This window comes from Variovorax boronicumulans NBRC 103145, assembly GCF_001591345.1.
Lineage (GTDB): Bacteria > Pseudomonadota > Gammaproteobacteria > Burkholderiales > Burkholderiaceae_C > Variovorax > Variovorax boronicumulans.
This window is the reverse complement of sequence record NZ_BCUS01000242.1, coordinates 1-2356: the sequence shown is the minus strand read 5'-3', so window position 1 is coordinate 2356 and position 2356 is coordinate 1. Positions and strand designations below refer to the sequence as shown.

The window sequence follows — 2356 nt, the reverse complement described above, 5'->3', positions numbered from 1 at the left end:
CGACGCTGCAGATCGCCAAGGCCTGGGGCGCGAACAGCATCGCCGGCAACGTGGCGAGCCTGGGCGCGAGCACGGGCGGCGCGAACAACACCGCCGCCTTCACGGCGACGGCGCCCACGGGCGCCAACAGCGGCGCGGCCGTGACCGTGGTCGCCGGCAACACCATCACCTTCCCCGCGGAAACGATGCCCACGGGCACGCTGGCGAACTACAACACGGTGCTGGCCTGTACGGCCGGCGGCGGCGCTACGGCCAACGCGCTCAGCGGCACCAACGGGCAGGCCACCAACACCTTGCTGATCGGCCCGGCCGATGCGGGCAAGGCGATCCTGTGTACCTACACCAACACGCCGAAGACGGCCACGCTGCAACTGACCAAATCCTGGGGCGCCGGCGCCATCAGCGGCAACGTCGCGAGCATCGGCGCGAGCACGGGCGGCGCGAGCAACACCACGGCGTTCACGGCGACCGCGCCCACGGCGGGCAACAGCAGCACGGTGAACGTGGTGGCAGGCAACACCATCACGCTGCCCGCCGAGACGATGCCCACGGGTTCGCTCGCGAGCTACAACACGGTGCTGTCGTGTACGGCAGGGGGTGGCGCCACGGCCAACGCGCTGAGTGGAACCAACGGCCAGAACAGCAACACGCTGCTGATCGGCGCGACCGACGCGGGCAAGGCCATCGTCTGTACCTACACCAACACCGGCAAGCCCGCGACCCTGACCCTCGCCAAGCGTTCGCTCGGCGGCGTGGCCGGCTTCGACTTCACGGGCACCAACGGCGTGGCCGCGCACACCATCACCACCACCGTGGCCGGCACGGCCGTCAACGGGCCGGTGCAGACGCTGACCGCGACGGGCACGGCGACCACCTTCACCGAAACCTACACGCCGGCCACGGGCGTGCCCGACTACGTGATCACCGACGTCACCTGCACCGGCATGGGCAGCGGCGGCACGGTGACGCGCGGCACCGCGCAGAACACGAACCAGTTCACGCTGAACGCCGCGGCGACGGTGGCGGGCTCGAACATCGTCTGTACCGTCACCAACGCCAAGGCGCCGACGGTGCAGCTGCGCAAGAAGTGGGTCAACGCGCTGGTCAACGACGCCTTCACGCTGACCGCCTCGGGCACGGTGCACCCGAACCACAACATCGGCTACGCCTTCAACCTGCAGGCCACGGCCAACACGCCCAACGAGACCGACACCGGCGGCGCGCAGCGCGTGGCGGTGGGCGACACCGTGACGCTGTCGGAGACGCCCTTCGGCACCAACGCCGGCTCGTACACCGCCAGCGCCTGGAGCTGCACCGGCGGCGGTTCGCTCAGCGGCAACCTGCTGACCCTGGGCAACGCCGACGCGGGCCTGCCGATCATTTGCGAGATCACCAACACCGCGAAGACGGCGACCGTCACGCTGGCCAAGACCTGGTCGGGCGCGATCGTCAACGACGCGGTGAGCGTCACCGGCACGGGCCTGACCACGTTGGCCTCGGTGGCCAACACGGCCGCCGAGACCGACACCGGCACCGCGCAGGCCGTGCCCGTGGGCAGCGTCATCACGCTGGCCGAGAGCTTCACCACCGGCAGCGCCGCCAACTACACCAGCGCGCTGAGCTGCACCGGCACCAGCGGCCTGTCGGGCAACACGCTGACGGTGGGCGCGGCCGACACGGCCATCGTCTGTACCTACGCCAACACGCGCAAGACGGCGGCAGTGACCTTGTCCAAGAGCTGGAGCGGCGCCATCGCCGGCGACAAGGTCAACCTGACGGTCAGCGGCAACGCCGCCGAAGTGACGGGCGCGACCGCCGGCACGTCCACCGCGCCGGCCACCACCACCAACGCCACGGCCACCGCGGCGAGCGGCGCCACGGTGACGCTGGCCGAGGCCTTCACCACCGGCAATGCCGCCAACTACACCACGACGCTGGCCTGTACCAAGGTGTCGGACGGCAGCGCGGTGACGGTGAGCGGCAGCGGCCTGAGCCGCACCTTCACCATGCCGTCGGACAGCGCGGTGAACTGCGCCTACACCAACACGCGCAGGACCGCGACGCTGCAACTGGCCAAGGCCTGGAGCGCCGGCAGCACCACCGGCAACGTGGCGAGCATCGGCGCGACCACGGGCGGCGCGAGCAACACCGCCGCGTTCACGGCGACGGCGCCGACGGCGGGCACCAGCGGCACCGCGGTGTCGGTGGCCGCGGGTGACACGCTCACCTTCCCGGCCGAGACGATGTCGCCGGGCACACTGGCCAACTACACCACCGTGCTGTCATGTACCGCCGATGCCGGCGCCACGGCCAACACGCTGAGCGGCACCAACGGCCAGGCCAGCAACACGCTGGT

General features: G+C 70.8%; 1 protein-coding gene. It reads left to right on the top strand.

Annotated elements, in window-relative coordinates; genetic code table 11:
* Positions 1–2356: beta strand repeat-containing protein (locus VBO01S_RS32960; RefSeq protein WP_169805117.1), on the top strand; the 2356-nt coding region annotated here is incomplete at both ends.